Annotated in this window: 21 protein-coding genes; 8 read left to right on the forward strand and 13 right to left on the reverse strand. The window is 59.8% G+C overall.

The window, feature by feature from the left end; all coding sequences use genetic code 11:
* Positions 1 to 199: 199 nt before the first annotated feature.
* The 8 genes from acs to ACP15S_RS03535 all read left to right on the forward strand — a co-directional run bounded on the left by acs (position 200) and on the right by ACP15S_RS03535 (position 10087).
* Entirely contained in the window at positions 200 to 2200 is a 2001-nt protein-coding gene (acs, locus tag ACP15S_RS03500; protein ID WP_425038187.1) for an acetate--CoA ligase, read from the forward strand.
* A gap of 6 nt (positions 2201 to 2206) precedes the next feature.
* Positions 2207 to 2887: an adenylate kinase gene (locus ACP15S_RS03505; RefSeq protein ID WP_425038188.1), complete on the forward strand. Its 681-nt coding sequence runs from the start codon at positions 2207 to 2209 to the stop codon at positions 2885 to 2887.
* A 115-nt stretch (positions 2888 to 3002) separates the two neighbouring features.
* Complete coding sequence (locus tag ACP15S_RS03510; RefSeq protein WP_425038189.1) at positions 3003 to 3263, forward strand: DUF4212 domain-containing protein; 261 nt, start codon at positions 3003 to 3005, stop codon at positions 3261 to 3263.
* Positions 3264 to 3280: 17 nt separating this feature from the next.
* Positions 3281 to 5068 (forward strand): sodium:solute symporter family protein, encoded by a 1788-nt coding sequence (locus ACP15S_RS03515; RefSeq protein WP_425038190.1) that lies wholly within the window; start codon positions 3281 to 3283, stop codon positions 5066 to 5068.
* Between the two features lie 146 nt (positions 5069 to 5214).
* A complete protein-coding gene (locus ACP15S_RS03520; protein ID WP_425038191.1) occupies positions 5215 to 7038 on the forward strand; it encodes a DUF294 nucleotidyltransferase-like domain-containing protein in 1824 nt (607 codons plus the stop codon).
* Positions 7039 to 7040: 2 nt separating this feature from the next.
* A complete protein-coding gene (locus ACP15S_RS03525) occupies positions 7041 to 7562 on the forward strand; it encodes a hypothetical protein (protein WP_425038192.1) in 522 nt (173 codons plus the stop codon).
* Positions 7563 to 7637: 75 nt separating this feature from the next.
* The gene (locus tag ACP15S_RS03530; protein ID WP_425038193.1) at positions 7638 to 8030 is read left to right on the forward strand and encodes a response regulator transcription factor; all 393 of its coding nucleotides are present in this window, start codon (positions 7638 to 7640) and stop codon (positions 8028 to 8030) included.
* Positions 8030 to 10087 carry an exonuclease domain-containing protein gene (locus ACP15S_RS03535; protein WP_425038194.1) on the forward strand — a complete coding sequence of 686 codons (2058 nt, stop codon included), beginning with the start codon at positions 8030 to 8032 and terminating at the stop codon, positions 10085 to 10087. The genes ACP15S_RS03530 and ACP15S_RS03535 overlap by 1 nt, the downstream gene beginning before the upstream one ends.
* A 137-nt stretch (positions 10088 to 10224) precedes the next feature.
* On the opposite strand, the gene ACP15S_RS03540 is transcribed toward ACP15S_RS03535, so the two are convergent.
* The 13 genes from ACP15S_RS03540 to ACP15S_RS03600 form a co-directional block, all read right to left on the reverse strand.
* On the reverse strand, positions 10225 to 12414 hold the full coding sequence (locus tag ACP15S_RS03540) for a 3-hydroxyacyl-CoA dehydrogenase NAD-binding domain-containing protein (RefSeq protein WP_425038195.1): 2190 nt from the start codon (positions 12412 to 12414) through the stop codon (positions 10225 to 10227).
* Positions 12407 to 12838 carry a hypothetical protein gene (locus ACP15S_RS03545; protein ID WP_425038196.1) on the reverse strand — a complete coding sequence of 144 codons (432 nt, stop codon included), beginning with the start codon at positions 12836 to 12838 and terminating at the stop codon, positions 12407 to 12409. The genes ACP15S_RS03540 and ACP15S_RS03545 overlap by 8 nt, the downstream gene beginning before the upstream one ends.
* On the reverse strand, positions 12831 to 13721 hold the full coding sequence (locus ACP15S_RS03550; RefSeq protein WP_425038197.1) for a hypothetical protein: 891 nt from the start codon (positions 13719 to 13721) through the stop codon (positions 12831 to 12833). The genes ACP15S_RS03545 and ACP15S_RS03550 overlap by 8 nt, the downstream gene beginning before the upstream one ends.
* Positions 13718 to 14182 carry a hypothetical protein gene (locus ACP15S_RS03555; RefSeq protein ID WP_425038198.1) on the reverse strand — a complete coding sequence of 155 codons (465 nt, stop codon included), beginning with the start codon at positions 14180 to 14182 and terminating at the stop codon, positions 13718 to 13720. The genes ACP15S_RS03550 and ACP15S_RS03555 overlap by 4 nt, the downstream gene beginning before the upstream one ends.
* Positions 14182 to 15393, reverse strand: a complete 1212-nt coding sequence (locus tag ACP15S_RS03560) for an acetyl-CoA C-acetyltransferase (protein WP_425038199.1) — start codon at positions 15391 to 15393, stop codon at positions 14182 to 14184. Before ACP15S_RS03560 ends, ACP15S_RS03555 begins: the two co-directional genes overlap by 1 nt.
* A 12-nt stretch (positions 15394 to 15405) precedes the next feature.
* Positions 15406 to 16044, reverse strand: a complete 639-nt coding sequence (locus ACP15S_RS03565) for a glutathione S-transferase family protein (RefSeq protein WP_425038200.1) — start codon at positions 16042 to 16044, stop codon at positions 15406 to 15408.
* A gap of 291 nt (positions 16045 to 16335) precedes the next feature.
* Positions 16336 to 17475: an acyl-CoA dehydrogenase family protein gene (locus tag ACP15S_RS03570; protein ID WP_425038201.1), complete on the reverse strand. Its 1140-nt coding sequence runs from the start codon at positions 17473 to 17475 to the stop codon at positions 16336 to 16338.
* Positions 17476 to 17497: 22 nt separating this feature from the next.
* Positions 17498 to 17710 (reverse strand): hypothetical protein, encoded by a 213-nt coding sequence (locus ACP15S_RS03575; protein WP_425038202.1) that lies wholly within the window; start codon positions 17708 to 17710, stop codon positions 17498 to 17500.
* Positions 17711 to 17756: 46 nt separating this feature from the next.
* Positions 17757 to 19529 carry an acyl-CoA dehydrogenase C-terminal domain-containing protein gene (locus ACP15S_RS03580; protein WP_425038203.1) on the reverse strand — a complete coding sequence of 591 codons (1773 nt, stop codon included), beginning with the start codon at positions 19527 to 19529 and terminating at the stop codon, positions 17757 to 17759.
* 32 nt (positions 19530 to 19561) lie between these two features.
* The gene (locus ACP15S_RS03585) at positions 19562 to 19966 is read right to left on the reverse strand and encodes a MerR family transcriptional regulator (RefSeq protein WP_425039645.1); all 405 of its coding nucleotides are present in this window, start codon (positions 19964 to 19966) and stop codon (positions 19562 to 19564) included.
* Positions 19967 to 20259: 293 nt separating this feature from the next.
* Positions 20260 to 20670, reverse strand: a complete 411-nt coding sequence (locus tag ACP15S_RS03590) for a GFA family protein (RefSeq protein WP_425038204.1) — start codon at positions 20668 to 20670, stop codon at positions 20260 to 20262.
* Positions 20671 to 20746: 76 nt separating this feature from the next.
* Positions 20747 to 21673: an ornithine carbamoyltransferase gene (gene argF, locus ACP15S_RS03595; RefSeq protein WP_425038205.1), complete on the reverse strand. Its 927-nt coding sequence runs from the start codon at positions 21671 to 21673 to the stop codon at positions 20747 to 20749.
* A gap of 73 nt (positions 21674 to 21746) precedes the next feature.
* On the reverse strand, positions 21747 to 22922 hold the full coding sequence (locus ACP15S_RS03600) for an aspartate aminotransferase family protein (protein ID WP_425038206.1): 1176 nt from the start codon (positions 22920 to 22922) through the stop codon (positions 21747 to 21749).
* Positions 22923 to 23032 lie beyond the last annotated feature (110 nt).

A 23032-nucleotide genomic window follows, 5' to 3' on the forward strand; every position in this document is an offset into this window, starting at 1 on the left:
ATGCCCGTATTTTCACGTAGAGCGGTTGTTTCGTGGTATCAGGCATCAGAGAAGGTGCCTCTCAAGTGTCTGAAAAACAATAATTGTTAGGGATATCGAAAAATCAGTTTACAAAATTGACGCATCCAGCGCCAAAAACTTTACAAACCCCCATGGCAAAACACCGCAGCCCCCCGACAAGCGATCACGTTTCTGTAAGATGAGCGCTGAGGAAATAGGCGTCCGTTCGTTGGAGAGCAAACAGACGCAACCAAAGAGGGGGACATCCATGTCCAAAGACGCTCAGCGCACTTATCACGTAGATGCAGCCAAGTATGAAGAGATGTACGCCGCATCCATCGCAGATCCTGTGGCTTTCTGGGACGAGCACGGCAAGCGGATCGACTGGATCAAGCCCTACACGCAGGTCAAGGACGTCTCCTATGCGCCTGGCGACATCCGGATCAACTGGTATCAGGACGGCACGCTGAATGTCGCCACCAATTGCGTGGATCGTCATCTGGCAACGCGCGGTGATCAGACGGCTATCATCTGGGAGCCGGATGATCCCAGCAAGGATGAAACGCTCCACATTACCTACAAGGACCTGCATCGCTCAGTATGCAAGATGGCCAATGTCCTCGAAGGGCTGGGCGTGCGCAAGGGCGACCGGGTGATCATCTATCTCCCGATGATCCCTGAGGCGGCTTATGCGATGCTGGCCTGTGCTCGTATCGGCGCGATCCATTCCATCGTGTTCGCAGGCTTCTCTCCTGATGCTCTGGCTGCGCGGGTCAATGGCTGTGACGCCAAGGTTGTGATCACGGCGGACGAAGCGCCGCGCGGCGGTCGGAACACCCCGCTGAAATCCAACGCTGATGCGGCGTTGCTGCATACGAAAGACAGCGTCAAATGCCTCGTGGTCAAGCGCACGGGCGGTCAGACCACATGGATTGACGGCCGTGACTATGACTACAACGAACTGGCCATGGAAGCCTCGGACGTGTCGCATCCCGCTGAGATGAACGCGGAAGACCCGCTCTTTATCCTCTACACATCCGGATCGACAGGCCAGCCCAAGGGCGTTGTGCACTCGTCGGGCGGCTACCTTGTCTATGCCTCGATGACGCAGGAAATCGTCTTTGACTACCACGAGGGCGATATCTTCTGGTGTACCGCCGATGTGGGCTGGGTCACGGGTCACAGCTATATCGTCTATGGTCCGCTCGCCAATGGCGCGACAACGATCATGTTTGAAGGTGTCCCGACCTATCCCGACGCGAGCCGGTTCTGGCAGGTGGTCGAGAAGCATAAAGTGAACCAGTTCTACACAGCGCCGACCGCGATCCGCGCGCTGATGGGGCAGGGCAATGAGTTCGTCGAGAAGTGCGATCTGTCCTCGCTGACGCTGTTGGGGACGGTTGGGGAACCCATCAATCCCGAGGCCTGGAACTGGTACAATGATGTGGTCGGCAAAGGAAATTGCCCCATCGTCGATACCTGGTGGCAGACCGAAACCGGCGGCCATTTGATGACGCCGCTGCCCGGCGCCCACAAGCTTAAGCCCGGTGCCGCACAGCATCCTTTCTTTGGCATTGAGCCGCTGGTACTGGATCCGACATCCGGCGAAATCATCGAGGGTGATGATGTCGAAGGTGTTTTGGTGATCAAGGACAGCTGGCCCGGTCAGATGCGCACCGTCTGGGGCGATCATGAGCGCTTCGAGAAGACGTATTTCTCGGATTACAAGAACTACTACTTCACCGGTGACGGCTGTAAGCGCGATGAAGATGGCGAATATTGGATCACTGGCCGTGTGGATGACGTGATCAACGTCTCCGGGCACCGGATGGGCACGGCGGAAGTTGAATCCGCGCTTGTGGCCCATGCCAAAGTGGCCGAAGCCGCTGTGGTGGGCTACCCCCATGCCATCAAGGGGCAGGGCATCTATTGCTATGTCACTTTGATGAACGGTGTGGAGCCCTCCGATGAGCTCACCAAAGAGCTGCGGACATGGGTGCGCACCGAGATTGGCCCGATTGCCAGCCCGGATCTGATCCAATGGGCGCCGGGCCTGCCGAAGACACGCTCGGGCAAGATCATGCGCCGCATCCTGCGCAAGATTGCGGAGAATGATTACGGCGCGCTCGGCGATACGTCCACGCTGGCCGAACCTGCGGTGGTCGATGATCTCATCGAAAATCGCATGAACCGGGAGTAATCAGACATGGACGGTGCACAAATGAATTGCCCCGTGCTCATCCTTCTCGGCCCTCCGGGCGCCGGGAAGGGCACACAGGCCCGCATGCTCGAAGAGAAATTCGGGCTGGTGCAACTCTCGACGGGCGATCTGCTCCGCGCGGCGGTTGCCGCCGGGACTGAGGCCGGCAAAGCTGCCAAGGCTGTGATGGAAGCGGGTGATCTGGTCTCCGACGAGATCGTCATCGCCATTCTGCGCGACCGGTTGGCAGAGCCTGATTGTGCGAAAGGGGTCATCCTTGACGGCTTTCCGCGCACCACAGTGCAGGCCGAGGCGCTCGATGCGCTGCTGGCCTCCACAGGGCAGAAGATCAACGCCGCTATTTCCCTTGAGGTGGATGACGCCGCCATGGTGACCCGGATTTCCGGGCGCTTTACCTGTGGCGGCTGTGGCGAAGGCTATCACGACACGTTCAAGGCGCCCAAGGTCTTGAACACATGTGACAAATGCGGCTCGACAGAGATGAAGCGCCGCGCGGATGACAATGCCGAGACCGTGGCCTCACGGCTCGAGGCCTATCATGCACAAACCGCACCCCTCATTGAATATTACGATGCGAAGGGTGTGCTGCAAAACGTCGACGCCATGGGAGAAATTGGCGCGATCGCAGATCAATTGGGAGACATCGTCGCCTCGGCTACGCGCTAAGGCGAAGGTTTGACCGGACTTGTCCGGTGTCGCGCGGGAGCCTCGGCTCGCCGCGCACGGGAGAAGTGCGTCCGCGCGGTGCGGACCACACATTCACATGAGGGAGGGACGCAATATGTCCGACACTTCTGAAAATGACGGCAAGTACTGGGCGGCCAATATCCGCCTTGTCAAGATTTGCCTGGTTATCTGGGCCGTCGTGTCCTTTGGCTTCGGCATCCTGCTGCGGCCTTTGCTGTCTGGGATCCCCGTTGGTGGGACAGATCTCGGCTTCTGGTTCGCCCAGCAAGGCTCAATTCTGGTCTTCCTGGCGCTGATCTTTTTCTACGCCTGGCGCATGAACAAACTCGACGCTGAATACGGCGTGGAAGAGTAAAAGGGATCTGAGGGACAATGGATCAGTTTACAATCAACCTGCTGTTTGTGGGCGCGTCGTTTGCGCTCTACATCGGCATCGCGATCTGGGCCCGTGCGGGGTCCACATCTGAATTTTACGCCGCCGGTCGCGGCGTCAACCCGGTCGTCAACGGTATGGCCACAGGCGCGGACTGGATGTCTGCGGCCTCGTTCATCTCCATGGCGGGCCTCATCGCCTTCACCGGTTATGACAACTCCTCCTTCCTGATGGGTTGGACAGGTGGCTATGTGCTTCTCGCGCTGCTGCTCGCCCCTTACCTGCGCAAGTTTGGCAAGTTCACCGTCTCCGAGTTCATCGGCGACCGGTTCTACTCGCCCACCGCGCGCATGGTAGCGGTGATCTGTCTGATCGTGGCCTCCACGACTTACGTGATCGGTCAGATGACCGGCGTGGGCGTGGCCTTTGGCCGCTTCCTTGAGGTCTCCAACACAACCGGTCTGCTGATCGGGGCCTGTGTTGTGTTTGCCTATGCGGTCTTTGGTGGCATGAAAGGCGTGACTTACACGCAGGTGGCGCAGTACTGCGTGCTCATCGTGGCCTACACGATCCCTGCCGTGTTCATCTCGCTGCAGCTGACGGGCAACCCGATCCCGGGTCTGGGCCTGTTTGGTGATCACGCCGCATCTGGCGAGCCGCTCCTGCAAACGCTCGACACGATCGTCACAGAGCTGGGCTTCAACGAGTATACCGCGCATCACGCCGATACGCTCAACATGGTGCTCTTCACCCTGTCGCTCATGATCGGTACCGCGGGTCTGCCCCACGTCATCATGCGCTTCTTCACCGTGCCGAAGGTTTCTGACGCACGTTGGTCCGCAGGTTGGACGCTGGTCTTCATCGCGCTGCTCTACCTCACAGCTCCTGCTGTTGGTGCGATGGCACGTCTCAACATCTCCGAGATGATGTGGCCCAATGGCACGTCGGGTGAAGCGGTCTCCGTGGAACAGATCAACACCGATCCGAACTATGCCTGGATGGCGACCTGGCAGAAAACCGGTCTCCTGAACTGGGAAGACAAGAACGGCGATGGCAAGATCCAGTACTACAACGACAAGAACGCTGATCTGCAAGCCAAGGCGGAAGCCAACGGCTGGGAGGGCAACGAACTCGTCAAGTTCAACCGTGATATCCTGGTTCTGGCCAATCCCGAGATTGCCAACCTGCCGGGGTGGGTGATCGGTCTGGTGGCTGCGGGTGGTCTTGCGGCGGCTCTGTCGACAGCCGCTGGTCTGCTTCTCGCGATCTCCTCGGCTGTGAGCCATGACCTTCTCAAAGGTCAGCTGACGCCGAACATGTCGGAGAAAAACGAGCTGATGGCAGCGCGGATCTCGATGGCGGTTGCCATTGCCGTGGCGACGTATCTTGGCCTCAACCCTCCGGGCTTCGCAGCGCAAACCGTGGCTCTGGCCTTCGGTCTGGCGGCGGCCTCGATCTTCCCTGCACTGATGATGGGTATCTTCTCCAAGACCATCAACAACAAGGGTGCGGTCGCCGGTATGCTCGTGGGTCTCGGTGTGACGCTGATCTACATCTTCCTGCACAAGGGCTGGTTCTTCATCCCCGGCACGAACAGCTTCACCGATGCTGATCCGCTGCTTGGCACCATCAAGTCCACCTCCTTCGGTGCGATTGGTGCGGCTCTGAACTTCACTGTGGCCTACTTTGTCTCGAAAGCGACAGACGATGTTCCGCAGGAGATTGTGGACCTTGTCGAAAGCGTCCGTGTGCCGCGTGGCGCCGGTGCAGCGGTCGACGGTCACTAAGACCTGAACATGATGGAGGGCCTCCCCGGGTGGGGGCCCTCCGTTTCCTTTGATCCAAATCATTGGGTTTTGCCCGGGGCCGCGCCAAGACAGGCTACCTCCAGCCGCCGCGACCTCGCGCCAAATCCGAAAGAGCCTTGCCAAACATGGGACGAAACCTGACCGGAACCGAAGCCTTCCTGCGCTCTGTTCACCCTTATGACGCCCTCGCCGCGGAAGAGTTCTCCGGCATCTACCGCGCGTTCTTGCCGCTTGATGTGGCGGCGGGCGAGGCGATTTACGGGCTGGGCGATGAGCTCCCCGGCTTGTTTCTGATCGTCACGGGCGAGATCGAGGTGACTGACGCCAATGGCGTGCAGGTCTCGGCTCTGGGTCCTCGCAACTCCTTTGGTGAACGCGGTCTGCTGCGCGAGGGCAGAGCTGTCACAGCGGCGCGCGCGCTCAGCGATGCACAGCTTCTGGTCCTGCCGAAGGACACGTTTCACACGCTCGTGCGCAACAACAGGGCCTTCGCACGCTACTTCGACCGCGCCCGGCCTTCACGCTCGGGCACACGCGATCTCGCGGAGATGCGCCTGCGCGATCTGATGGCGCCCAATCCGTTGAGTTGTTCTGCAGACACGTCTGTGCAACGCGCCGCTCAGGCCATGCGCGAAGCACATGTTTCCTCTATCGCGGTCACCGAGGGACGACGGCTGCAAGGTATTCTGACGGTGCGTGATCTGGCCTCCCGCATCGTCGCCCAAGGATTGCCCAGCGAGACGCCTGTCGCCGATGTCATGACGCGCAATCCTGTCAGCCTGTCGCCCGAGGATCTGGGCTCGGATGTGTTGCAATTGATGCTCGAGCGCCGGATTGGCCATGTGCCCGTCACCGAAGGTGGCGATCTGCGCGGCATCATCACACAGACCGACCTCACCCGGCATCAGGCCATCAGCTCCGCCGTTGTGATCTCTGACATTGCACAAGCGAGCTCTGTGGAAGCGCTTGTGCCGTTCACCAAGCTGATCCCGCAGGTGCTGGCCCAGCTTGTGGCAGCGGGCAAGCCCCACGATGTGATCACGCGGCTCATCACCGATATTGGCGACGCGGTCACGCGCCGGCTTCTCAAGCTGGGAGAAGATGCACTGGGCGCGCCACCGGTGTCCTATCTCTGGCTTGCCTGCGGCTCTCAGGGGCGGCGCGAGCAGACAGGCGTGAGTGATCAGGACAATTGCCTGATCCTGTCCGATGATGTGGCTGAGGTGGACATGGCCTATTTCCATGCGCTCGCCAAATTCGTCTCCGATGGATTGGATGCCTGCGGGTATTTCTACTGCCCAGGCGACATGATGGCCACGAACCCGCGCTGGTGCCAGCCCGTGCGCGTCTGGCGGCGGTATTTCGAGGGCTGGATTGCCACGCCGGATAGTGAGGCGCAGATGCTGGCCTCGGTCATGTTCGATTTGCGCCCCATCGCCGGGGACACAGCGCTGTTTGATGGTCTGCAGGATGACACGCTCGCCAAAGCGTCCCGCAATTCCATTTTCGTGAGCCATATGGTGGCCAATTCGTTGGGCCATCAGCCGCCACTGAGCCTGCTGCGCGGATTTGCGACGATCCGTTCGGGCGAGCACAAGAACACGATTGATCTCAAACACAACGGCGTTGTGCCCGTGGTCGATCTGGGCAGGCTCTACGCGCTGCAAGGCCGACTGACCCACGCCAACACACGCGCGCGCCTGCTGGAGGCAAAAGCCAAAGGCGTGATCTCTGCAACAGGCGCCAAGGACCTCATCGACGCCTATGACCTGATCGCGACGACCCGGCTTGAGCATCAGGCCCATCAGATCAAACATGGCGACGCACCGGACAATTACATGGCGCCTTCGTCGCTGTCTGATTTCGAACGCGGCCATCTGCGGGATGCCTTCGTCGTGGTGCGGACAATGCAATCGGCCATTGGCCACGGAAAGGGAGCCTTGGGCTAGGAATGTTTTGGGAATTACTTGCCACGGTTTTTGCGGGTTTTGCAGGCGCAGGGCTCGCGCTTCTGGCCAACAAGATCACGCGCGGCTCCATGCCAAAATCCGCCATGCCCGTGACGGCGGGCGTCTTCATGCTGGTCTTTGCGGTCTGGTCGGAGATGAACTGGTTTCCACGCTCCGTCGAGCAATTGCCCGAGACGGTGGTTGTCGTGCGGACCAATGAGAGCCGCTCGCCTTTCCGCCCCTGGACCTACGTCACGCCCTTCGTGAACCGATTTATCGCCGCGGACACAGGCGCTGCGCAAAGCAACACAGACGTGCCGCATCAACGGATTGTGGACATCTACCTGCTGGAACGCTGGCAGCCCGCGCGCGCGCTCAAGATTGGTCTGGATTGCGCGCGGCCTGCGCAAACGCCGCTGGAGGCCAGCAGCTTTGATGACGCCGGCGCAATCGTGTCAGAGGCCTGGGAGCAGCTTGCTCCCGATGATCCACTGGTGACCGCAGTTTGCCCGCCAACGGGCTGACGCGATGACATGCGCTTTGGGGAGAGCGCCGAGAGCGGATTTGATCCGCATGCCGTAATGGGAAGGAGGGAGCCCATGGGACTTGATACTGAGGCTGTAAAGCCACGGGTGCTGCTTGTTGAGGATGAGGCAAATATCGCGCTTGCGCTCAGCTTTCTGCTCGATCGTGAGGGCTATGACGTAACTCATATCGACAATGGGCGCCGCGCTTTGGAAATGGCCTTGCGCGATGCACCCGATCTCGTGGTGCTCGATGTGACGCTGCCGGAGGTGTCCGGCTACGAGATCTGCCAGCGCATCAAGGCCAGCCCGGACCATGCCGCGACACGGGTTCTTATCCTGACGGCGCGCGGGACAGATGTCGAAAAGCGCAAAGCGCTGGCGCTGGGCGCAGATGACTTCATGTCAAAACCGTTTGAAACGAAGCGGTTGACCAATGCGGTGGCGGCGCTTCTGGAGATGTGCTGATGTTTGCGGATTGGTCGCTTCGGCTCCGGGTCTTTCTGTTTTTTCTCTTTCTGGGACTGGCCGCGCTTGTCCTGATCGGCGCGGGTCTCTGGCTGGGTTGGTCACGGTCCGAGCCTCGCAGCGATATGGCGCCGTTCATGCTCGGCGGGCTGGCCGCAGGGTTTGCCGTGCTGGGGCTGGTTGCATGGATCTGGCGTCTGTTTGATGAAAATCTTGCGCGCCCCATGCAGATCCTCGCATCTCGGATGCGCATCCTGGCGGCGGGTGAACGCGGCGCGCCGCTGGCTGAGGAAGATGCGCGATATCTCGGTGATCTTGCTCCAGCTGCCAAAGCCATTGCGGAGCGACTGGCCGAAACCCAAAGTGACCTGACGCTGGCCATCCGCCGGGAAACCCAGAGCCTTGCCGAGGAAAAAGAGCGGCTGGAGACGTTGCTTGCGGATGTCTCGGTGGGGGTGATCCTGTGCAGTGCGGATCACAATGTCGTTTTTTACAATTCGCTGGCACGTGGGCAACTGGAGCATTGTGCGGCGCCGCGCCTCGATCAACCCATCACCAATTGCCTCCGCGAAGGCCCGCTCCTGTTGGCCCATGCCCAGATTGCACATGCTGCAGCGGGCCATGATGAAGCTGAATTCTACTGCACGACCACAGATGGCAGCACCATGTTTGCCGCCTCCATGCGCCTCGTGCCGCAGGGGAATGATCGCGCGGGCAGCTACGTTCTGACCTTACAGGATGTAACGGCGCAAAGCGGGGCGGCGCTCGGTCGCGAAAGCCTGCTGACTGACATGGTCGATGACATGCGCAGGCGCGCGGCGGGGCTCGAGACGCTCGTGGCGCTGCAGGATCGGGTGGAAGACGCGCTTTTGGCCAAAGCCCTCTTGGATGAAACCCACCAGTTTGCCAGCGCCGTCGAGACCTTTGCCCAGCGTTTCGAGGCCAGCCGGAGCGCGGCACTGACGGGGCGCCGTATTGCGGCGCGCGATCTGGCAGATGGTGTCTCGGCGCGGCTGCGCGGTGCCGGACTGGACTGCGACGCGACATTTGCCGACCTGACGCTTGCTGCCGACGGGTTCATGATTGCAGCTCTGATGGCGCATTTGAGCGAACAGCTCCGGGATGAATGTGATGTCGGCAGCGTCCTGCTGGATATTTCCGAGGACACGGAGGGAGCGATGGTCTCTCTCTCCTGGGAGGGAGATGTGCTGGAGGTTGGCCAGCTGGAGCGCTGGCTGGATGTGCCGCTTGAGATGGGCGAAGGGGCGTTTCCCGCGCGCTTTATCCTGTCACGACATGGCAGCGAGATGTGGCCGGAAGCCCGTGAGGGACGCGCGGTCTTGCGTTTGCCGCTTGGCGTGGCCGATCCGCGCGCTGATCATGCCTTGCGCGGCGCGGTCTACGACTTTTCGCTCTTTGAAAAATCCCGTCTCGCCTCACTGGCTGATATGCCCATCGACGCGCTGGCCTATGTGGTCTTCGACACGGAAACGACGGGGCTTTTGCCCACGCAAGGCGACGAGATCGTCCAGATTGCGGCCATGCGGCTGTTGGGGGCGCGGATTGTCGAGGGCGAGGTGTTGAACACCTTCGTCGATCCCGGGCGCGCCATTCCAGCCGCGTCCACCAAGGTGCATGGGATCACGCAGGACATGGTCGCGGGCGCGCCGGACATTGCCGAAGCCGGCGCCGAGCTGCATGCCTTCGCCCATGGCGCCGTTCTTGTGGCGCATAACGCGCCTTTTGACATGGCGTTTTTCCATAAACATGCCGACGTGATCGGGCGCGAGTTCGACAATCCGGTGCTCGATACCGTGCTCTTGTCAGCCGTTTTGTTCGGGATCACCGAGCAGCATACGCTGGATGCGCTGTGCGAGCGGCTGGGCATCGAGATCCCTGAGGCATTGCGCCATACGGCCATGGGGGACACACGGGCCACTGCGGAGTCTTTCGCAAAGATGCTGGGATTGCTGCAAGCCCGCGGATTAACGACCTTCGGCGCCGTCCATGCAGAGATGAAGAAACAGATGCGCCTCTACCGCGGACGGGACCTCTGACCACTGTCGCCAGATTGTGCGCGCCACGGCGCGCGCTGGATCAGCACTTGCGTGCGATTTGGGGCGCTGCCCCGGACCCTGGGATATTTATCTCAAGAGGAAGGAAGCGAGAGGCCTCTCCCGCTTCCCTGCTTTTTTCAGGCCGCTTGCGCGGCGTTGCCGAAGCGTCTGTAGAAGCTTTGTGTTTTGTCTGCCATGTCGCGCAGCAGGGCGGGGCAGGCAAAGCGGTCGCCATAGGTGTGTTGCAATTGATCGCAACGCTCCGCGGCATAGGGTGTTCCGATCATGTCGAGCCAGGAGAACGGCCCGCCGGACCATGGGGCAAAGCCCCAGCCGAGTATCGCGCCGACATCGCCTTCGCGGATGTCTTCCAACACGCCTTCCTCCAGTGCCCTCACCGCTTCCAGTGATTGGGCGAAGAGCAGGCGGTGTTGCACGTCGATCAGATCGGGTTGGCTTTCGGCTCGCGGGTATTGGGCCATGACGACCTCTGAGAGGCCTTGGCGTTTGCCCTTCTCGTCGTAGTCGTAAAAGCCTGCGTTGGATTTGCGGCCCAGACGGCCCTGCGCTTCCATCCAGAAGATCACCTCGTCGACGGCCTCATCGGGATAGGCATCGCCCATGGCTGCTTTGGTCGCGCGGGCAATCTTGGCGCCGAGATCGATGGAAGTTTCATCGACAAGTTGCAGCGGGCCCAAGGGCATGCCGACCTGACGGGCGGCGTTCTCAATCAGCGCGGGCGCCACGCCTTCGGCCACCATGCGCAGGCCCTCGTTGATATAGGGGATGATGCAGCGGTTGGCGTAGAAGAAGCGCGCATCGTTCACGACGATGGGCGTTTTGCGGATCTGGCGCACGTAGTCGAGCGATTTGGCCACCGCCCGGTCGCCTGTCTCTTTGCCCTTGATGATCTCGACCAGCAGCATTTTCTCGACTGGGGAGAAGAAGTGAATGCCGATGAACTGCTCGGGGCGCTTGGAGGCCTTGGCAAGCTCGGAGATCGGCAGGGTTGAGGTGTTGGAGGCGAAGATGCAGTCCTCGGAGATGACCTCTTCGACCTTGGCGGTCACTTCGGCCTTGATCTTGGGATCTTCAAACACTGCTTCGATGATCAGGTCGCAGCCCGCCAGCGCGGCGTAATCGGTCGTGGCCTCGATCCGGCCCAGCATGGCGTCGGCCTTGTCCTGCGTGATCTTTTTGCGGCTCACGCCTTTGGCCGTATAGTCGGCGACATAGGCCTTGCCGCGGTCGGCGGCCTCTTGTTTTTGGTCAATCAGGACGACCTCGATGCCTGCTTGTGCGGAGACCAGCGCGATGCCCGCGCCCATCATGCCTGCACCCAACACGCCTACTTTGCGGACCTTTTCATCGGCTACCTGCGGCCTTGATGCGCCTTTCTCCAGCGCTTCCTTGTTGATGAAGAGCGAGCGGATCATGGCGCTCGAGGAGGGGTTCATCAGGATTTGGGTGAAGTAGCGCGCTTCGATCTTGAGGGCTGTGTCGAAGGGCACCATGGCGCCTTCATAGACAGCGGACAACAGAGCCTTCGCCGCAGGATAGACACCTTGTGTCTTGCTGTTCACCATGGCGGAGGCGCCAACGAACGTCATGAAACCGGCGGGATGATAAGGCGCGCCACCGGGCATTTTGTAACCCTTCTCATCCCACGGTTTTACGATCTTGGGCTCAGACAGGACCCACTCGCGCGCGGCCTGAACCGGATCGTCAACGACCTCATCAATGATGCCCGCCATCTTGGCTTTCTTGGGATCGCTCAGCTTGCCCTCGAGCAGAAAAGGCGAAGCGGCCATGGCCCCCATCTTGCGCACAAGCCGCGTGGTGCCGCCTGCGCCGGGGAAGATGCCTACGAGGATTTCGGGCAGGCCGATCTTGGCCTTGGGATTGTCCGCGCAGAAGATGCGATGCGTCGCCAGTGGCAATTCAAGACCGATGCCAAGGGCAGTGCCGGGCAGGGCTGTGGCAATGGGTTTGCCGCCTTTGTTTGTCTTAGGGTCCATACCCGCGCGTTCGATTTTGCGCAGCATGTGATGGCCGTTCATCGTGAAATCAAAGAGCGCTTGCGCCGGATCGTCACCAGCCTCGCCCTTGATCGTGGCCAGGACGTTGAGATCCATCCCGCCTGCAAACGTGTCTTTGCCCGACGTGATGACAATGCCTTTGACCGCATCATCAGCCAGCGCGTCGTCGATCAGATCGTTGAGCGACGCCATGCTCTCGCGGCTCATCACGTTCATCGATTTGGACGCGACATCCCAAGTGATGATCGCGGCACCGTCGGCGTGCTTGACCATGGTAAAATCAGTCATCTTTTTCTCCTGTCAGAAACGGGGCATTGCCCGTCCAGTGATGATGTCCCAGCGCATTCAGGATGGCGGACATGCGCCATTGCCCGGGATGGGCATGCAATAGCGCGGTGGATGTGTAAGGCTCGTGCACCCGGGTGCCTGAGCTGAGCAGGTGGGTGCGGTATGTGGCGAGGACGGTGCCATCGCTGCAGTGTTCCAGTTTGAGAGGCTCGCGGACAACGTCAGTGATGCGCAGGATTTCCACCGCTTCCATGTATTGGTCGAAGTTGGTTTTGACCTCATCGTCATTTGCAAGCGAGACCGGGCCTGTTGCGGTCACGATGGTGAACGGCAATTGGATGCGCGTGCGCCAAAGCGCGTAGTCCGGGCGCATGAAGGCAACGCAGATATCGTCCAGAAAGCCGCGAAACTCCTGCTCAGTCATCGATCACCTCCTGCGGGCTCGGAGAGGCCTGCGCGGCGTGGGACAAATGCCCCAACCCTTTTTCGAGCGCACACATGCGCCAGTGATTATCCGCGTCTCGTTCAAGCGTCATGAAGCTTTTATATGACGGCACGACCAGTTCGGTGCCCGACAGCACAAAGCTCAGATAGCTTCCCATGATCCGGTCCTTGGCGATCAACTCCGCGGATTTTATCTTGCGGACGACCTCCGTGACGCCGTGCGATGCGAGCTCCTGATCATAGAGATCAAAATCGCTTCTCAGTTCAGCGCGCGTCGTGAGGTAGACGCGCCCGAATGGGCCATGCATGTAAAGCGGCAAGGAGACGTGCTCACATAGCAAACCGAAATCGCGCTCCATATAGGCGCGTGTTATCGCATCGAGGCCCGTGCGCAGTATAGCGGCGCAGTCGATTTCGGCCCGCTGCTGCGCTTCGGTCATGAACGCGGATTGGGCCTTTGGCCAATCATGGATCGCGTATTGAGACTCAGAGATGCGCCAGACGCCGTCCTCCAGCTTGAGGATGGAAATGGACGGATGCGGGCCGCGGAGTAACCTATCGCCTGCATATCGGCTGGCCACATGGGTGTGACGGATTGTGGTCTGATCAACCCAGTTCGCGGCTTCGACCCAGCGCTCCAGCCGCGTCACACCATCACTGGCATGCGCCGCAACGACGCCTTCGAACACGGAATGCAAATCATCGATAGTTTCCAGTGTGCGTTGGCCCTCATAGGTCGTGATGTGATGGGGCAGAGTGAAATAGCGGCGAAAGGTGTCAAAATCGCCCTTCAGCATCGCTTGCCCGGTTTTATCGAGTAGGTCTTGAGCGATGGCTCTGGCTGTCAGGTCGGTCCGGGTCATGACGCGCCTTTCCGGGACAGGGCCATGTGCAAAAGCGCGTTGTTTGACACGTCATAAGCGCTGGACATGATGGTCCAGCGTCCGTGCCGCAGCTCGGCGATGCCGGAATTTCGTCGGGGTTGGCTCAGGTGATGGTTTGCAGTTACCCATCGGCTCTCGAAATGGCATTCAATCTTATCAGCCGAAAGAAAACGGGCGCTGGTCACAACGCGGTGCAGATCAATTGCGCCGGTATCGTGAATGTAGCGTTGCATGCCCTGGAAGATTTCTTCGAGCTGAGCCTTGTTGGTAATGTGCGTCACCGTCTCGGAGGTGCGCAAGACGCTCGGTATGTGAAAGCGCGCGCAATACGCCTCCATATCTCCTGAAAAGAGAGCGTCACGCGTGACGACGAGCAGATGGTTCGAGACAGCCTCAGCCGTCTCGAATTCCGGGTCGCAGGATATTGCGCCTTGGTGCATCACACCCGTTCGATGATCGTCGCGGCGCCCATGCCGGACGCGATGCAGAGCGTGGCAAGCCCGGTGCTCTTGCCTGTGCGTTCCAGCTCGTCGAGCAAGGTGCCAATGATGATCGCGCCAGTGGCGCCCAAGGGGTGGCCCATGGCAATGGAGCCGCCATTCACATTGACCTTGTCGTGATCGACGTCGAAGGCCTGCATGAAGCGCAGAACGACGCTGGCGAAGGCCTCGTTGACCTCAAACAGATCGATATCGGAGATGCTCATGCCACTATCGGCCAGGATTTTTTCCGTCACGGGGACCGGGCCTGTGAGCATGATGGTCGGGTCTGTGCCGATCTTGGCGGTTGCGCGGATGCGCGCCCGGGGCTTCAGTCCATGTTTCTCGCCAAATGCCTTGTTGCCGATGAGAACTGCCGCCGCGCCATCGACGATACCCGAAGAATTGCCCGCATGGTGGATATGCGAAATGCGCTCCAGATGCGGATATTTCATCAAGGCAACCTTGTCGAACCCGGGCATGACCTCGCCCATATCCTTGAACGCAGGCTTAAGACCGCCGAGCGATTGCATGTCTGTCTCGGGCCGCATGTATTCGTCGTGATCCAGTATGGACAGGCCGTTTTGATCACGAACAGTGATGATCGATTTGTCAAACCGGCCATCATCCCAAGCGGCTTTTGCACGTTGCTGGGACGCCATGGCCAGCGCATCGGCGTCATCGCGGGAAAAACCGTATTCAGTGGCAATGATGTCGGCCGAGATACCTTGCGGGACGAAGTAGCTTTCCATGGCGAGCGATGGGTCGACGGCAATGGCCGCCCCGTCTGAGCCCATGGCCACGCGCCCCATCATCTCAACACCGCCCGCGATATAGGCATCACCGGCACCACCGGCGACCTGGTTCGCGGCCAGATTGACCGCTTCCATGCCGGAGGCGCAGAAACGATTGATCGCGAGGCCCGGAATACGCTCATCCAGATCAGACGCGAGCACGGCAGAGCGCGCAAGGCATCCGCCTTGTTCGCCCACCTGCGTGACATTGCCCCAGATGACATCTTCGACGGCATGTCCATCAAGGCCATTGCGGTCCTTGACAGCATTGAGCGTCTGCGCCGAGAGCCGCAGGGACGTGACTTCGTGCAACGAGCCGTCCTTGCGGCCTTTGCCGCGCGGCGTGCGCAGGGCATCGTAGATATAAGCGTCGGTCATGGTCTTCTCCGTTCAGGCCCGATCCGCAGGGGAGCCGGGCATCAAATCATAAGGGTGCTTCCAGCCAGGCAGGCCTTCGATATGGCCCAGCCAGCGGTCAATCTCTGGCCAATCGGCGCGATCAAATCCGAAAGGCTCGGGGTAAAAAAGGTAGCCGCAGCAGGAGAAGTCAGCGTTGGTCGGTCCCGCGCCCACGATCCAGTCGCGCCCTTTCAGATGGGCGTCCAGCACAGCATACGCCGCTTTGAGCCGCCCTTGCATGAAGCCTATGACCTCGGCCGGACGTTTGTCCTCGGGCAGGAAATTCATCAAAAAACGTGTCATGCCAGCCTGTGAGCTGAGCTTGTGATTGTCCCAGAACATCCAACGCATCACTTCGCGTGCTTCGTCAGGTGTGGCTCCGGCAAATTTGCCACTCTTTTCGCTGATATACATCTGGATGGCGCCCGACTGGCTCAGCTTCTTTTCCCCATCCTCCAAAACGGGCACTTCACCCATCTCGTTGATTTTGGATCGGAAATCCGGGCTAGGGGTCTCGCCGCCGAAAAAATCAACCTTCACCGGAATCCAGTCAAGTCCGGACAGTTCCAGCGCCAATGCAGCCTTGTAGGCATTTCCGCTTTCTCCGAAGCAATAAAGCTTGAGTGTCATATGTCTGTCCTTGTGTCTTATCATGCCGCGGGGGTTTCACACCCCCGCACCCCCGTGGAGTTTAGGGGCAAGATGAAGCTTGTATACGCGCTGTTAAGGTTAATGTGGTTTTGCAAAGAATGCGTCGCAGACTGGAGAGTTGAGCGGCGTGCAAGGTGAAGCCCTGATCTCTTGCCTGCGTTCCGCCTGGCGGTCGGGCTGAGATCAGGGTGAGCCATAGGCCCTTCATCTTGCCGGAAAAACTCCCCCCGGAGGGTCCCGCACTCTGCCATGTGCGCTTTGGTCTGCCCATCAAAGCGCCCTCGCGATGAGTTCTTTCATGATTTCATTGGTGCCGCCGTAGATGCGTTGCACGCGGGCATCGGTCCACATCTCAGCCACGGCGTATTCCTGCATAAAGCCATAGCCTCCATGCAATTGGAGGCATTCGTCAAGGACTTCGCCTTGCGTATCGCTGAGCCAGTATTTGGCCATGGCGGCCTTTTCCACGCTGAGCTGACCGTTCAGGTGCTCTGCAATGCAGCTGTCGAGAAAGGCACGGGCGACCGTGGTTTTGGTTTGGCATTCGGCCAGTTTGAACCGCGTGTTCTGAAACTGAGTGAGGGGGCCGCCGAAAGCTTCACGGTCCTTGCAATAGTCAATCGTGCGGGCGACGGCACCTTCCATGGCGCCCACTGCGCCGCAGCCAATGATCAACCGCTCTTGGGGCAGTTGCTGCATCATCTGATAAAAGCCCTGGCCTTCTTCGGTGCCAAGCAGGTTCTCAGGGGGCAGTTCGACATTGTCGAAGAAAAGCTCGGAGGTGTCAGCTGCGTGGCATCCGATTTTCTCCAGATTGCGGCCGCGCGAAAAGCCCTCGGTATTGTCGGTCTCAACGACCAGGAGGGACATGCCCTTTGCCCCCTCGGCCGGATCCGTTTTTGCGGCGACGATAATCAGGTTGGCGTGTTGTCCGTTGGTGATGAAGGTCTTTTGCCCTGACAACCGGTAGGCATTGCCATCACGCACAGCGCGCGTTTTGAGGTTTTGGACATCCGAGCCCCCCGAGGGTTCGGTCATGGCCAGAGCCCCCACAAGCTCGCCTGTTACCATCTTGGGCAGCCAGCGCGTCTTTTGATCTTCCGTGCCATATTCGAGGATGTAATGGGCCACGATGCCGGAGTGGATGCCATGGCCCCAGCTGGCCAGATTGGCACGAGATCCTTCCTCAAGGATCACCGCTTCGTGGCCGAAGTCACCGCCCGCGCCGCCGTATTCTTCGGGCACAGAAGGGCAGAGCAAGCCCAAGGCCCCGGCCTGCATCCAGGTGTCGCGGTCCATTTCACCTTGCTTGCGCCACTTGTCATAAAGCGGCGCCCATTCCTCGGCGATAAAACGCGCGGTCATGTCGGCGAGCATCTGGTGCTCTTCGGTCCGCCAATGTGCTCCCATGATGCCTCCCAAGCTCCGGTGATTAGTCTTTGCGCGCGTCGAGGTCCCGAAGGAACAGTCTCAAACGTCCCGCAAGGCCCTCATTGTCGGTGATACCGTCGAGGTTTTCGAACACGAAGGAGAGCGCCTCGGCTTCGCTCAGACCTGCTTCATCCGCGAAGCGGCGCAACCCGCGATAGCCATCCTCAGTGATGGCTGCCGGGAAACGGCGGGTCAGTCGGAAGCGTTTGGGCATCTCTCCTCCTGTTATCAATCGCGTGCGATTGCTTGCGCGATGTCACTTAGAAATTGGCAGCGTCCAGCGACATGACTGTATCTGCGCCGCTTTGAATGCGGGCCAGATGGGTCGCGGTCATGGGCAGTTGTCGCGCGAGATAGTAACGCGCTGTGGCCAGTTTCGTCTCGTAGAACGCCACGTCAGAGGCGCCGCCTGCGAGCGCATCTTGCGCGGCCTTGGCCATGCGCGCCCACATGTACCCCAGACAGACATGCCCAAAGAGGTGCATGAAATCATAGGAGCCGGCCAGCGCATGGTTTGGGTTCTTCATGCCGTTTTGCATGAAATACATGCCTGCGGCCTGCAAATCCTTGGATGCGGCTTTCACGGGCGTGATGAACGCGGCCATCTCGTCGCCGTCGTGCTCTTTGCAAAAGGCCTTGATCATGTCGAAAAACGCCATGACATGCTTACCGCCGTCCTGAGAGAGCTTGCGGCCGACGAGATCAAGCGCCTGCACGCCGTTGGCGCCTTCATAGATCATCGCGATCCGCGCATCACGCGCAAATTGGGACATGCCCCATTCCTCAATGTAGCCGTGCCCGCCGTAGACTTGTTGGGCATTGGTGGCCATCTCGAAGCCCTTGTCGGTCAAAAACCCTTTGATCACAGGCGTCATGAGCGAGATCAGGCCATCTGCGTCGGCATCCTTGTTGCGATGCGCGCGGTCAATGAGGTTGGCCCCCCAGAAAGCAAAGGCCCGCGCGCCCTCGACAAAGGATTTCTGATCCATGAGGTTGCGGCGGATATCGGGATGCACGATCAGCGGATCGGCGGGCCCGTCAGGGTTCTTGGCGCCGGTGATATCGCGCCCTTGCAGGCGATCCTGCGCATAGGCCAGCGCATTTTCATAGGCCACGACCGCTTGCGCATAGCCTTGCAGACCGACGCCGATCCGGGCCTCGTTCATCATGGTGAACATGGCGCGCATGCCCTTGTGCATCTCGCCGATGAGATAGCCTTCGGCCTCATCGTAATTCATCACGCAGGTCGAATTGCCGTGGATGCCCATCTTCTCTTCGATCTTGCCCACCGAGACGCCATTGCGCTCGCCGAGGCTTCCGTCTTCCTTGACCAGGAATTTCGGCACGATGAAGAGCGACACACCTTTGATGCCCTCCGGCCCGCCGGGGATCTTGGCCAACACGAGATGGATCACATTCTCACTCATGTCGTGATCACCGGCAGAGATGAAAATCTTCTGGCCTGTGACCTTGTAGCTGCCATCCTCCTGCGGGACGGCTTTTGTCCGCATGAGGCCCAGATCCGTGCCGCAATGGGGCTCGGTGAGATTCATGGTCCCGGTCCATTCGCAAGTCACCATCTTGGGCAGGAACGTCGCCTTTTGTGCGTCGGACCCATGGGCATGGATCGCTGAATAGGCGCCATGGGTCAGTCCGGGGTACATGTTGAACGCCATGTTGGAGGCGGACATCATCTCGCCCACTGCCGTGTTGACGAGGTAGGGCAGGCCCTGGCCGCCATAATCGGGATCGCAATCCAGAGCCGTCCAGCCGCCTTCGCGCATCATGTCGAAGGCATCTTTGAACCCCTTGGGCGTGCGCACGACACCATTCTCCAGCACACAGCCCTCCGTGTCGCCAACCGCATTGAGCGGCTGGAGCACTTCGGAGGCCAGTTTCCCGGCCTCTTCGAGCACGGCCGCGGTAAAATCGCGATCCAACTCGTCATAGCCCGGGATATCCTGGGCCGGGGCATTGAGGACCTCGTGCAGGACAAACTGCATGTCTTTGGTCTGGGGCGTAAAGCTCGGCATGATGGTGTTCCTCGCTGGACGTGTCTGGTGCCTTATTCGGCAGCTTCGGTTTCTGGCGCCATGGAGGTCAGCATCTTTTCCCCCCATTGCAATTGCTCATTGAGCTCGTCGATGGCCTCGTTGAGCTCGTCACGCTGGCGCACCATATCGTCCAGCCTGTTGCGGGCGATCTCATAGGTGCGGCTCAGCTGTGTGTATTGCTGGTCGCCCACATGATAGAGGTCGAGCAGCTGGCGAATTTCTTCGAGGGAAAAGCCAAAACGCTTGCCACGCAAAATGAGCTTGAGCCGCGCGCGGTCACGCTTGGTGAAGAGGCGCTTTTGACCCTGGCGGATCGGAAAGAGCAGCTCTTTGGCCTCATAAAATCTCAATGTGCGCGGTGTGACATCATAGGCGTCACACATTTCCCGGATTGTCATTGTTGCTTCATCATTCATCGTCTTGTCCTCAACACGTCTCATCAGCCCTTGGGCGAGATGTGCGAAGGTTGGACCAACAATACAAACAAAATTGACGTTAACGTAAGCGAGACGCCGCGTCACTTTGGGGGTGACGTAAGATCAAGGAAGAATGCCCTTGGGTAAGCGACAGATTCTTTCTCAAAGCGGTTTGAGTGCAGGGAAGCAGAGGTCTGGAATACCTTACCCTTAAAATCTGCCTTTGATGCCTGGCGCCCACGATGATCACCGACTCGCGCGCCCTTCTTTGCGGCATGGCGCGTATCTTGAAGTCACGTGTCCTGAGTTTGGTGCGATGGAATCTCGTCCAGATCCGCGATCCAGGGCAGGGCGGAGCTGCACCAGACCTGTTTATTTGGGCGCAGCTCCGCGCGCAGCCGAATTGTGCCAACGCGCAGGCCAAAGAAGGCGGAGGGATCCTGACGTGTGCGGGCGTGGATGCGGGTGCCGCATTCGGGGCAAAAGCTCAACTGACGCGCGCGCCCGCTGGCCGCGGTCTTTTGGTATTCCTTCAAAACGCCCGACAGCAGCTGAAATTGCCCATCGGTTATGCTTGCCACGAGGCCAAAGGCCGCGCCGGAGTTCACCTGACAATCGGCGCAACGGCAAATCGCAACGCGATCGGGGTCAATCACGGCCTCATAGGAAACTGCGCCACACAGGCAGGCACCATCGACGTGCATTTGGATCTCCGCTCAAGACGTGTCGCTACCCTGCGCTGGTCTTTTGCATCAGACAAAACTTTTAGGCACGCAAAGGTCAGACATCGAGGCAGTACCGCATAATGGCTTTTTGCGCATGCAGACGGTTTTCGGCCTCGTCAAAGATCACCGATTGCGGGCCGTCCATGACTTCACTTGTCACCTCTTCTTCGCGATGCGCGGGCAAGCAATGCATGAAGAGCGCGTCCGGCTTGGCATGGGCCATCAGCTCGGCATTGACCTGATAGGGGCGCAGCATGTTGTGACGCCGCTCCTTGGAGCTTTGGCTGTCGTGCATCGAGACCCATGTATCCGCAACAATCAAATCCGCGCCCTGCACGGCCTTGACCGGATCGCGTTCGATGTTGATCGTGCGACCGGCCTTGCGCGCGAGCCCGACAAACTCGGGCTCCGGATCAAGCTGCATGGGCCCGGTAAAGGTCAGATCAAAGCCGAACTGCGCCGCCGCATGGAGAAAAGAGGCGCAGACATTATTGCCATCACCACACCAGACGACCTTCTTGCCCGCAATCGCGCCGCGATGTTCCTCATAGGTCATTACGTCGGCCATGATCTGGCAGGGGTGGCTGCGATCTGTGAGACCATTGATCACCGGCACGGTGGCATAGTCCGCCATTTCCTCAAGCACGCTCTCGTCAAAGGTGCGGATCATGATGAGATCGACATAACGCGAGAGCACGCGCGCGGTATCCGCGATGGTCTCGCCATGGCCCAGCTGCATGTCGGAGCCCGACAGAAGCATGGTTTGCCCGCCCATCTGGCGCACGCCGACATCAAAAGACACGCGCGTCCGCGTCGAGGGTTTCTCGAAAATGAGCGCCACCATATGGCCTGCGAGCGGTTGTTCGTCATCCGGCGCCGCCGCAGGCCTGCCCTGGCGGGCATCTTTCATGGTGCGGCTTTGATCGATGATGCCCCGCAATGCGTCCGGATCGGTTTTGTGGATATCGAGGAAATGGTTCATGTGGTGTCGCTTTGTCTGACCAGAGTGGCCGCGGAGGGAACCCCGCGCCACCTGTATGTGTGAAAAGAAGGGTTCAGGCGCTGGCCATCGAGGAGGCGGCTGCATCCAGTCGCGCGAGCGCTTCGCGCACATCCTCTTCCGTGAGGTTCAGCGCGGGCAACAGGCGCACGACGTTGTCGGCCGCAGGCACGGTGATGACCTCCTGCGCATAGCCCGCTTGCACGACGTCGAGATTTGTGGCCTTGCACTTGAGACCCAGCATTAGCCCCGCGCCGCGCACGTCTTCAAAGACATCCGGATGCGAGGCGACGAGCCCCTCCAGCCCCTGACGCAATTGCCCGGCCCGCGCGTTGACCTGATCAAGAAACGCGGGATCGGCCACATGATCCATCACCGCACATCCAACGGCGCAGGCCAGTGGGTTGCCGCCATAGGTGGAGCCATGGGTGCCCGCGGTCATACCGGAGGCCGCGTCTTCCGTGGCCAGAACCGCGCCCAGCGGGAAGCCACCGCCAATACCCTTGGCCACCATCATGATATCAGGCTCGACCCCGGCCCATTCATGGGCAAAGAGCTTGCCTGTCCGGCCGACGCCGCATTGCACTTCATCCAGAATGAGCAAAGCGCCCGTCTCGTCGCACAGATCCCGCAGGCCTTTGAGGCACTGATCGGGGAGCGGGCGGATACCGCCTTCGCCTTGAACCGGTTCAATCAGGATGGCGGCCGTGGTCTCGGAGACCGCCGCCTTGAGCGCTTCGTGATCGCCCCAAGGCAAATGCGTGAAACCCGCAAGCAGGGGGCCAAAGCCTTTGGTCATCTTTTCGGAGCCAGCCGCCGCGATCCCGGCAGACGAGCGGCCATGAAAGGAGCCCTCAAACGCGATGATCTCCACACGGTCTTCCGCACCTTTGTCGAACCAGTATTTGCGCGCCATTTTCACGGCCAATTCGCAGCTCTCGGTGCCGGAATTGGTGAAAAACACAGTATCGGCGAACGTGGCATCGACGAGCTTGTCGGCAAGAGCCTGCTGTTGCTCGATGTTGTAGAGGTTGGACACGTGCCAGACCTTGTTTGCCTGCTCGGTGAGGGCGGCCACCAGGGCAGGATGGGCATGGCCAAGCGCGTTCACCGCGATCCCTGCGCCCAGATCAAGAAAACGTCGCCCATCTGCCTCCACAAGCCAGCTGCCTTCGCCTTTGACGAAATTCAGGGGCGCGCGGGAATAGGTGGGCAGAATGGAGGAGATCATGAACGTGATCCTTCACGGTTGGGAAGCCTGATGCGTCGCAAGCACGGGCGGCTTCGTCAAGATTTGATTGTAAGGGATGTAACAAACGTGGCGCTCCGGCAGCAAAGCCG

The organism is Primorskyibacter sp. S187A (genome assembly GCF_049800955.1).
GTDB lineage: Bacteria > Pseudomonadota > Alphaproteobacteria > Rhodobacterales > Rhodobacteraceae > JAKVBH01.

Coding starts and splice junctions, on each gene's coding strand:
- ACP15S_RS03505 (WP_425038188.1), top strand. CDS start 2,207: ATGGACGGTGCACAAATGAATTGCCCCGTGCTCATCCTTCTCGGCCCT.
- argF (WP_425038205.1), bottom strand. CDS start 21,673: ATGAACCATTTCCTCGATATCCACAAAACCGATCCGGACGCATTGCGG.
- ACP15S_RS03590 (WP_425038204.1), bottom strand. CDS start 20,670: ATGCACGTCGATGGTGCCTGCCTGTGTGGCGCAGTTTCCTATGAGGCC.
- ACP15S_RS03545 (WP_425038196.1), bottom strand. CDS start 12,838: ATGACTGAGCAGGAGTTTCGCGGCTTTCTGGACGATATCTGCGTTGCC.
- ACP15S_RS03520 (WP_425038191.1), top strand. CDS start 5,215: ATGGGACGAAACCTGACCGGAACCGAAGCCTTCCTGCGCTCTGTTCAC.
- acs (WP_425038187.1), top strand. CDS start 200: ATGAGCGCTGAGGAAATAGGCGTCCGTTCGTTGGAGAGCAAACAGACG.
- ACP15S_RS03570 (WP_425038201.1), bottom strand. CDS start 17,475: ATGGGAGCACATTGGCGGACCGAAGAGCACCAGATGCTCGCCGACATG.
- ACP15S_RS03575 (WP_425038202.1), bottom strand. CDS start 17,710: ATGCCCAAACGCTTCCGACTGACCCGCCGTTTCCCGGCAGCCATCACT.
- ACP15S_RS03555 (WP_425038198.1), bottom strand. CDS start 14,182: ATGCACCAAGGCGCAATATCCTGCGACCCGGAATTCGAGACGGCTGAG.
- ACP15S_RS03565 (WP_425038200.1), bottom strand. CDS start 16,044: ATGACACTCAAGCTTTATTGCTTCGGAGAAAGCGGAAATGCCTACAAG.
- ACP15S_RS03540 (WP_425038195.1), bottom strand. CDS start 12,414: ATGACTGATTTTACCATGGTCAAGCACGCCGACGGTGCCGCGATCATC.
- ACP15S_RS03550 (WP_425038197.1), bottom strand. CDS start 13,721: ATGACCCGGACCGACCTGACAGCCAGAGCCATCGCTCAAGACCTACTC.
- ACP15S_RS03535 (WP_425038194.1), top strand. CDS start 8,030: ATGTTTGCGGATTGGTCGCTTCGGCTCCGGGTCTTTCTGTTTTTTCTC.
- ACP15S_RS03515 (WP_425038190.1), top strand. CDS start 3,281: ATGGATCAGTTTACAATCAACCTGCTGTTTGTGGGCGCGTCGTTTGCG.
- ACP15S_RS03510 (WP_425038189.1), top strand. CDS start 3,003: ATGTCCGACACTTCTGAAAATGACGGCAAGTACTGGGCGGCCAATATC.
- ACP15S_RS03600 (WP_425038206.1), bottom strand. CDS start 22,922: ATGATCTCCTCCATTCTGCCCACCTATTCCCGCGCGCCCCTGAATTTC.
- ACP15S_RS03585 (WP_425039645.1), bottom strand. CDS start 19,966: ATGAATGATGAAGCAACAATGACAATCCGGGAAATGTGTGACGCCTAT.
- ACP15S_RS03580 (WP_425038203.1), bottom strand. CDS start 19,529: ATGCCGAGCTTTACGCCCCAGACCAAAGACATGCAGTTTGTCCTGCAC.
- ACP15S_RS03530 (WP_425038193.1), top strand. CDS start 7,638: ATGGGACTTGATACTGAGGCTGTAAAGCCACGGGTGCTGCTTGTTGAG.
- ACP15S_RS03560 (WP_425038199.1), bottom strand. CDS start 15,393: ATGACCGACGCTTATATCTACGATGCCCTGCGCACGCCGCGCGGCAAA.
- ACP15S_RS03525 (WP_425038192.1), top strand. CDS start 7,041: ATGTTTTGGGAATTACTTGCCACGGTTTTTGCGGGTTTTGCAGGCGCA.